The 7,747-nt window shown below is 69.8% G+C and carries 6 protein-coding genes; 4 read left to right on the plus strand and 2 right to left on the minus strand.

Features of this window, described 5'->3' with window-relative positions:
- Positions 1-24 precede the first annotated feature (24 nt).
- Positions 25-1,644 (minus strand): AMP-binding protein, encoded by a 1,620-nt coding sequence (locus tag DN771_RS27515; protein WP_117000783.1) that lies wholly within the window; start codon positions 1,642-1,644, stop codon positions 25-27.
- 67 nt (positions 1,645-1,711) lie between these two features.
- Positions 1,712-2,491: an LLM class flavin-dependent oxidoreductase gene (locus DN771_RS27520; protein ID WP_117000784.1), complete on the minus strand. Its 780-nt coding sequence runs from the start codon at positions 2,489-2,491 to the stop codon at positions 1,712-1,714.
- A gap of 123 nt (positions 2,492-2,614) precedes the next feature.
- Here DN771_RS27520 and DN771_RS27525 point away from each other — a divergent pair, with 123 nt between their 5' ends.
- The 4 genes from DN771_RS27525 (at position 2,615) to DN771_RS27540 (ending at position 7,519) form a co-directional block, all read left to right on the plus strand.
- Entirely contained in the window at positions 2,615-4,189 is a 1,575-nt protein-coding gene (locus DN771_RS27525) for a long-chain-fatty-acid--CoA ligase (RefSeq protein WP_117000785.1), read from the plus strand.
- A 128-nt stretch (positions 4,190-4,317) separates the two neighbouring features.
- Positions 4,318-5,664: an ArnT family glycosyltransferase gene (locus DN771_RS27530; RefSeq protein WP_117000786.1), complete on the plus strand. Its 1,347-nt coding sequence runs from the start codon at positions 4,318-4,320 to the stop codon at positions 5,662-5,664.
- Positions 5,661-6,479, plus strand: coding sequence for an ATP-dependent sacrificial sulfur transferase LarE (gene larE, locus DN771_RS27535; RefSeq protein ID WP_117000787.1), 819 nt, complete (start codon positions 5,661-5,663; stop codon positions 6,477-6,479). The genes DN771_RS27530 and larE overlap by 4 nt, the downstream gene beginning before the upstream one ends.
- Positions 6,476-7,519: an LLM class F420-dependent oxidoreductase gene (locus tag DN771_RS27540; RefSeq protein WP_117000788.1), complete on the plus strand. Its 1,044-nt coding sequence runs from the start codon at positions 6,476-6,478 to the stop codon at positions 7,517-7,519. Before larE ends, DN771_RS27540 begins: the two co-directional genes overlap by 4 nt.
- The last annotated feature ends 228 nt before the right edge of the window (positions 7,520-7,747 follow it).

Here is a 7,747-nt window from a genome sequence, read left to right on the forward strand (position 1 = left end):
AACGGTTGGGTGAACGGCGGATGGTCAGCTGGAGGTCTCGATGGCGATCCGCTTGAGCGACTTGTAGTCGAGCTTGCCGTTGGGCGCCCGGTTGACCGACTCGACGGTGATCACCCGGCGGGGTGCCTTGTAGCCGGCCAGGTGGGCCTTCACGTGGTCGATCAGCTCGTCGGCCGACAGGCTGACCCCAGTCGACGGTTGGACGAGGGCGGCGATCGTCTCGCCGAAGCGGTCGTCGGGCACGCCCACGACCGCGGCATCGAACACCGAGGGGTGTTGCTTGAGCACCTCCTCGACCTCCTCGGGATAGACCTTCTCCCCGCCCGTGTTGATGCACTGGCTGCCGCGACCGAGCAGGCGGACCGTGCCGTCCGCGTCGACGGTGGCCCAGTCGCCGGGGATCGTGTAACGCTCGCCGTCGATCACCTTGAAGGTGGACGCCGACTTGTCGGGATCCTTGTAGTAGCCGAGCGGGAGGTAGCCGCGCATCGCGACGAGGCCCCGCTCGCCGGTGCCCCACGCCACGTCGCGGCCGGTCTCGTCGACCACCCGCGCCGAGCTGCTGAGCTTGAAGCTCGCCGTGCCCGCGGCGGTCTCGCTCTGGTCGCCGCCGGCCGTCGTCGTGCTGGCGGCGAGGCCGATCGCCTCGGACGAACCGAGCGAGTCCACCATGATCAGCCGCTCGGCGTGGCGGAGCAGGCCCGCCTTGTTCTCCTTCGACCACATGACGCCCGACGACAGCAGGACGCGCAGCGACGAGAGATCCCAGCGGTCGGGCTCGGCGTCGAGCGCAGCGAGGATCGGCTTGGCGAAAGCGTCGCCGACGATCGTCATCGACTTCACCCGCCGGTGCTGGACCGTGTCGAGGAGCTCGATCGGGTCGAAGCGCCGTCCCGTCAGGGTGACGATCGATCCGCCGATCACGAGCACGCCAAGAGCATTGAACAACCCCGTGCCGTGCATCAGCGGCGCGGCCGGCAGGTTGAGCGGGCCGGGCTTGGTGATGCGGTCGGCGAACGCCGTCGGTACCGATGCGTCGGGCATCTCGCGGCCGTTCGACGTCTCCAGCGCACCGATGAGGTCGTGTTGGCGCCACATCACGCCCTTCGGCATCCCCGTGGTGCCACCGGTGTACAGCAGCAGGAGGTGCTCGCCCGACCGGCCCCACGGTGCGACCACGCGACCGGGAGCTGACGCGGCAGCTGTCTCGTAGGGCGTCGCCCACTCCGGGCACGGGCCGGAACCATCGTCGACCCAGAGCCACGTGGTGACGCGCGGGAGACGATCGCGGACCGCCTCGCACGTCGCGGCGAACGCGCCGTGGAACACGACGGCGACGACGTCGGCGTTGTCCCACAGATAGACGATCTCGTCGGCGGTGTACCGGTAGTTGGTGTTGACCACGGCCAGCCCGGCCTTGAACGCGCCGAACATCGACTCGACGTACTCGGGACCGTTGTAGAGGTACTGCGCCACCTTGTCCTGCTCGGCGGCCCCACCGGCGAGGAGCGCGGCGGCCACGCCATCGGCCCGGCGGTCGAACTCGGCCCAGGTCCAGGTATCGGGCCCGTGGATCTGGGCGGGGGCATCGGGCTGGGCGTCGGCGATCGACTCCCACACGTCGGCGTAGTTCCACAAGGTCACCCCGGCATTGTGGCCGCGTGACCCCGCGCTCGCCCAGTGGAAACCTAACGACGCTCGAAATCTGTGCTCAGCGCGGTGGCCCCTGGAGCAGACGGTCGTTGGCGGCGAGGGCGGCGTCGGTCTCGTTGACCGCGCTCCACATGCTCTCGATCCACCACGTGGCGCCGGCGCTGGCCCATGCCGCCGGGGAGTGCTCGGACCCCTGACCCTCGATGACGATGTCGTAGGGGCGGTCGCCGACCTGTTCGCGGATCGCCTCGATCTGCTTCAGCGACGGATGCGAGTTGCCACCGACCTGAGGGAGCAGCCCGTCCCACGACAGCGCCCGCTTCATCGACTTCGGATGGTCCAGGGCGCCGACACACCACACCGGGACGCGTGGTCGTTGCACGATGTCGCCGATCGTCGGGAACTCGGTCGGCCGCACCGTGTAGTGCTTGCCGTCGTAGCTGAACGGCTGCCCCGCCCACAGTCCGGTCACGATGTCGAGGCACTCGTCCATCAGTTCGGCGCGGATCCGGCGGTCGCACTCCTCGCCGAACTTGTCGAAGCCGGAGTCGATGGCTCCCAGGCCCACCGAGAGGATGACGCGCCCGTCGGACAGGCGGTCGACGGTGGCGACCTGGCTCGCCAACTCCCAGGGCCGCCGCCGTGACGGTGGCGTGAGGAGGGTCCCGAGACGCACCCGCGAGGTGCGGACGGCGGCGAGCGCGAGGGCGATCCAGGCATCGACCCCCCACACCGGCTCCCACACGAACAGGCCGTCCCATCCGGACTCCTCGGCGGTGGCCGCGAGGTCACCGATCGCGTCGGCGTCGGCCCAGGGAACCACGAACCCGTACCGCATGTCGCCGACGTTACTTCGCCACGCGCGAGCGGAATTCCAACCGCCCGAGACGACGGCGGATCGGGCGACAGAACGTGGAGCAGCGTCGCCCAGCGGGCCGACGCGGCTGACTACGTTTGCGCAATGCCGATCACGACCCTTGCCGACATCGTCCGCACGTACGCCGGGGATCGACCCGACGACATCGCTCTCGTCCTCGGGGATGCCGAGGTGTCGTGGGCCCGTCTCTACGAGCGGTCGCGCCGGGTCGCCACGGCCCTCCAGGCCGCCGGAGTCGGACCGCAGGACCACGTGTCCTTCCTCGACAAGAACGGCCTCGAGCACTTCGAGATCAGCTACGGCGCAGCGCTGCTCAACGCCATCCCCGTCGACGTCAACTGGCGGTTGGCGCCGCCCGAGGTCGCCTTCATCGTCAACGACTGCGAATCCAAGGTGCTGGTGGTCGGTGCCGACTTCGTGCCGGTGCTCGACGCCATCGCCGGCGACCTCCCCGCAGGCATCCAGCTCATCGTGATCGGCGGTCATCCCGACCGGCCCGACATCGCCGACTACGAGAGCTGGGTGGAGTCGCACGCCGACGTCGATCCTCACGTGCCCTCGGCGCCGGACGACACCGTGCTGCAGCTGTACTCCAGCGGCACCACCGGCCGCCCCAAGGGCGTCATGCTCACCAACGACAACCTCCTCGGCCTCCTGCCGACCGGCGCCGAGCTCTGGGGGTTCGACGAGAACTCGGTCAACCTCGTCGCCATGCCGCTGTTCCACATCGGCGGCAGCGGCTGGGCGATCGCCGGCCAGTTCGTCGGCGCCCGCAGCGTGATCCTTCGCGAGCTCGACCCGGCCCAGCTGGTGCAGCTCTTCGCCACCAAGGGCATCACGCACGCCTTCGTCGTGCCCGCCGTGCTGCAATTCCTGCTGATGACGCCCGGCGCCGCCGACGCCGACTACTCGTCGCTGCAACTGATCGCCTACGGGGCGTCGCCGATCAGCGAGGACGTGCTGTCGCGGAGCGTCGCCTTGCTCGGCTGTGACTTCACCCAGGTGTACGGACTCACCGAGACGACCGGGGCGATCGTCCACCTCCCACCCGAGGACCACGACCTCGACGGTCCGAACCGCCACCGCCTGCGATCGTGCGGCCTGCCCGGCCCCGGCGTCGGGCTGCGCATCGTCAACCCCGACACCGGTGTCGACGTGACGACAGCCGGCGAGGTCGGCGAGATCTGGGTCAACGGTCCCCAGATCATGAAGGGCTACTGGAACAACCCGGGGGCGACCGCCGACGCGATCGACGCCGACGGCTGGTTCCGGACCGGCGACGCCGGGTACCTCGACGCCGACGGCTACGTGTACATCCACGATCGGGTCAAGGACATGATCGTGTCGGGCGGCGAGAACATCTATCCGGCCGAGGTCGAGAACGTCCTGATGAGCCACCCGGCCGTCGCCGACGTGGCCGTCATCGGTGTGCCCGACGACAAGTGGGGCGAGACACCCAAGGCGATCGTCGTCCTCGCCGCAGGAGCCGAACTCACCCCCGACGAGCTCATCACGTTTGCCCGTGACCAGCTCGCCAGGTTCAAGTGCCCGACGAGCGTCGACTTCACCGACGCCCTGCCTCGCAACCCGAGCGGCAAGATCCTCAAGAAGGACCTCCGCGCCCCCTTCTGGGTCGGCCGCGAACGAAACGTCAACTAGGTCGTTCTCGGCTCGCTCCGGTCGCTGGTCGGTTGACCCATCCGAGTGTTGAAGCGCGCCGGAGTGTGGGATGTCCGGACGTTGGGCGCTCGACACTCGGGTGGGTCCCTGGGGCTACCGTCCCGGAGGTGCGAGGGAAGGTCGCGGAGGCGCTGACGACGTTCCGCGGACGCCTGGCCGTGATCACGCTGGTCGGCGCGGCGTGGCGGCTGTTCTACCTGTTCGTGCTCAAGTGGAACCGACCGCTCTTGCTCAACGACTCGATGTACTACTCGATCCAGGCCGGCCTCAACGCCGAGGGCAGCTGGTTCAAGCACAACCTCACCGACTTCCCCGGCGCCGAGCACGGCCCGCTCACGTCGCTCTATCTCACGCCGTGGAGCCTCGGAAGCGGCGACGGCGTCAACGCCCAGAGACTCGGCATCACGCTTCTGGGCATCGTGACCGTCGCCGTCATCGGCCTCGTCGGCCGGCGCGCCGTGACGATCGGAGGACTCGGGGTGACCACCGCGGAACGCGTGGGCCTCGTCGCCGCGGCGATCGCCGCGGTGTATCCGAACCTGTGGATCAACGACTCGTTGGTGATGTCCGAGACACCGGCGGTGCTGCTGGTGTCGCTGGCCCTGTACGTCGCCCTCGGTCATCATCGCCGCCCGACGGTGGCCAACGGGCTCCTGCTCGGCTTCGTCACCGGCCTCGCCGCACTGGCCCGCAGCGAGATCGCCCTGCTCGCCCTCGGGTTCGCCGCCGTGTCGTTCGTCGTGGGCCGGCGGCGCAGCCTGCGGATCTGGCCGGCCGCCGCGATCCTCGCCGGCACGATCGCCACGCTCATGCCGTGGACGATCTACAACGCCGGGCGCTTCGAGGAACGGGTGTTGCTCACCACCAACGACGGCAACACGCTGCTCGGCGCCAACTGCGACATCACCTACTACCGCGACGTCGGCGGCTGGGACGTGCTGTGCCTCGGTCCGCTGCGCGCCGGCGGGCTCGGGCACGATCCCTGGGATCCCGACCCCTCGGAGGAGTCGCTGGAGCGCCGCGAGCAGGCGGTCGACTACGTCCGCGACCACCTCGGGCGGGTCCCCATCGTCGTGATGGCGCGCATCGGACGTGCCCTCGACGTGTACGGGATCGACTCGCTGCTCTACCTCGACACCGGTGAGGAGAAGGACCGGGCAGCGGCCTGGGCCGGCATCGTGTGCTGGTGGGTGTTGGCACTGTGCGCCGTCGCCGGGTGGCGTCGCGCCGCGCGGCGACGACTGGCCGCCCGGTGGTGGCTCCTCGTGCCGGTGATCGCCGTGCTCCTCACGACGATCGCGTTCTACGGCGCGCACCGGATCCGCGCTCCGGCCGAGCCGTCGGTGGTCGTCCTCTCGGCGATCGGCATCGTGGCGATGGTCGAACGGCGGCGGGCACCGACCCCGCCCGCCGAGTCGGGATCGGCGCCGGTGCTGGCAGACTCCAGCGTGTGATCGACCCGGCGCTCGACAGCAAGCTCGATGCCCTGCGCGCCGAGTTGCAGCGACTCGGGCGCGTCGTCGTGGCCTTCAGCGGCGGCGCCGACTCCGCCTTCCTCGCCGCCGTCGCCAACCAGACGCTCGGCGACCGCGCCCACGCCGTCACGGCCGTGTCGCCATCGCTCGCCGGCTCGGAACGTGACGACTGCGATGCCCTGCGCCAGGAGTGGGGCATGCGCTGGACGCCGGTCGTGACCGACGAGATGGCGCGTGCCGCCTACCGGCTCAACGACAGCGACCGCTGCTACCACTGCAAGGCGGAGCTGATGGACGTGGTCGGCCCCCTCGCTGCGGCGGAGGGGGCCACGGTGGTGCTCGGCGTCAACACCGACGACCTCACCGACCACCGCCCGGGCCAGCGGGCGGCGCTCGAGGCCGGCGCCGAGTTCCCGCTCGTCACCGCCGGGTTCAGCAAGGACGACGTGCGCGACGCCTCACGGCAGCTCGGGCTGCGCACGTGGAACAAGCCGGCGGCGGCATGCCTGGCCAGCCGGATCCCGACCGGCACGCCGGTCACCATCGGCGTCCTGTCCGCCGTCGAGCGGGCCGAGGCCGCCATCAAGCGGCTCGGGTTCACCGACGTCCGCGTGCGCCACTACGGCGAGACGGCGCGCATCGAGATCGGCGTCGGCGAACTGGCTCGAGCCATCGAGGATCGGGTGGCCATCGTCGACGGCGTGAAGGCCGCCGGATACCGCTACGTCACCCTCGATCTCGAGGGGTTCCGGTCCGGGAATCTCAACACCGTCGGAGTACGGTCGCCGGCATGAAGCTGGCGATGTCGGTCAACTATTCCGGGGACTTCAAAGCTGACGTCCAACGCGTGCAGGATCTCGAGGCGGCCGGTCTCGACCTGGTGTGGATCGCCGAGGCGTACTCGTTCGACGCCGTGAGCCAGGTGGGCTACCTGGCCGCCAAGACGTCGACGATCGAGATCGGCACGGGCATCTTGAACGTGTTCTCCCGGACCGCCACGGCGATGGCCCAGACCGGCGCCGGATGCGACTACGTCAGCGACGGCCGGTTCGTGCTCGGTCTCGGAGCGTCGGGTCCGCAGGTGATCGAGGGCTTCCACGGCGTTCCCTACGCCCACCCGATGCCGCGCATCCGTGACTACATCGAGGTCTGCCGCATGACGTGGCGCCGCGAGCCGGTGGTGTACAAGGGCACGGCGGTGACGATCCCGCTGCCGCCCGGCGAGGGCACCGGGCTCGGCAAGCCGCTGAAGCTGATCAACCATCCCAAGCGGGCCGACATCCCGATCTTCTGGGCGAGCGTGAAGGGCAAGAGCGTCGCCGAGACGGCCCGCCTCGCCGACGGCTGGCTGCCCATCTTCTTCGACCCCCGCAAGGCCAACGACGTGTGGGGCGCCGACCTGGCCCGCGGTCGCGAGAAGCGCGATCCCTCGCTCGGCGCGTTGCAGATCTCGGCCGGCGGCGCGTGCGCGATCGGCGATGAGTACGCCGGCGACAAGGCCGACGCCATCCTCGACCGCCTGCGTCCGCAGCTGGCGCTGTACATCGGCGGCATGGGCGCCCGGGGGAAGAACTTCTACAACGACATCTGCGTCGCCTACGGGTATCCCGACGAGGCCAAGGTCATCCAGGACCTCTACCTCGACGGTCGCAAGGAGGAGGCCGCCGCCGCCGTGCCGCGCCAACTCTTGGCCGACATCAGCCTGGTCGGCAGCGAGGGCGATGTCGCCGAGCAGATCGCCGCCCTCAAGGAGGCCGGCGTGTCCCACCTGCAGGTCAACCCGATGACCGCCGACCCGGTCAAGACCATCGAACAGGTCAAAGCACTGATCTGAGGTTTCGACCGCGGAAGTGCCGACCGAGCGCGCTCCAGCGGCGCGCCTCGTCGGCACTTCCTGGGAGCCCGGCTGCGTCGTGAGCAAGTGCCGACGGAGCGGGCCCGGGTCAGGCTGTTGCGGTTTGTGGTCGCTCGGGTGTGGGCGATCGTGGGCGCGGCGGTCGTGTTGGTGACTTGTGTCGGTCGTGGCTGGCGGTGTCCGGGGTGGGAGTCTTGCCGTGTCGTT

The sequence above is a fragment of the Desertimonas flava genome, from assembly GCF_003426815.1.
GTDB lineage: Bacteria > Actinomycetota > Acidimicrobiia > Acidimicrobiales > Ilumatobacteraceae > Desertimonas > Desertimonas flava.

Excerpts from the sequence above, each read along its gene's own strand:
- DN771_RS27520 (WP_117000784.1), bottom strand. The coding sequence starts at position 2,491 with ATGCGGTACGGGTTCGTGGTTCCCTGGGCCGACGCCGACGCGATCGGT.
- DN771_RS27525 (WP_117000785.1), top strand. The coding sequence starts at position 2,615 with ATGCCGATCACGACCCTTGCCGACATCGTCCGCACGTACGCCGGGGAT.
- DN771_RS27540 (WP_117000788.1), top strand. The coding sequence starts at position 6,476 with ATGAAGCTGGCGATGTCGGTCAACTATTCCGGGGACTTCAAAGCTGAC.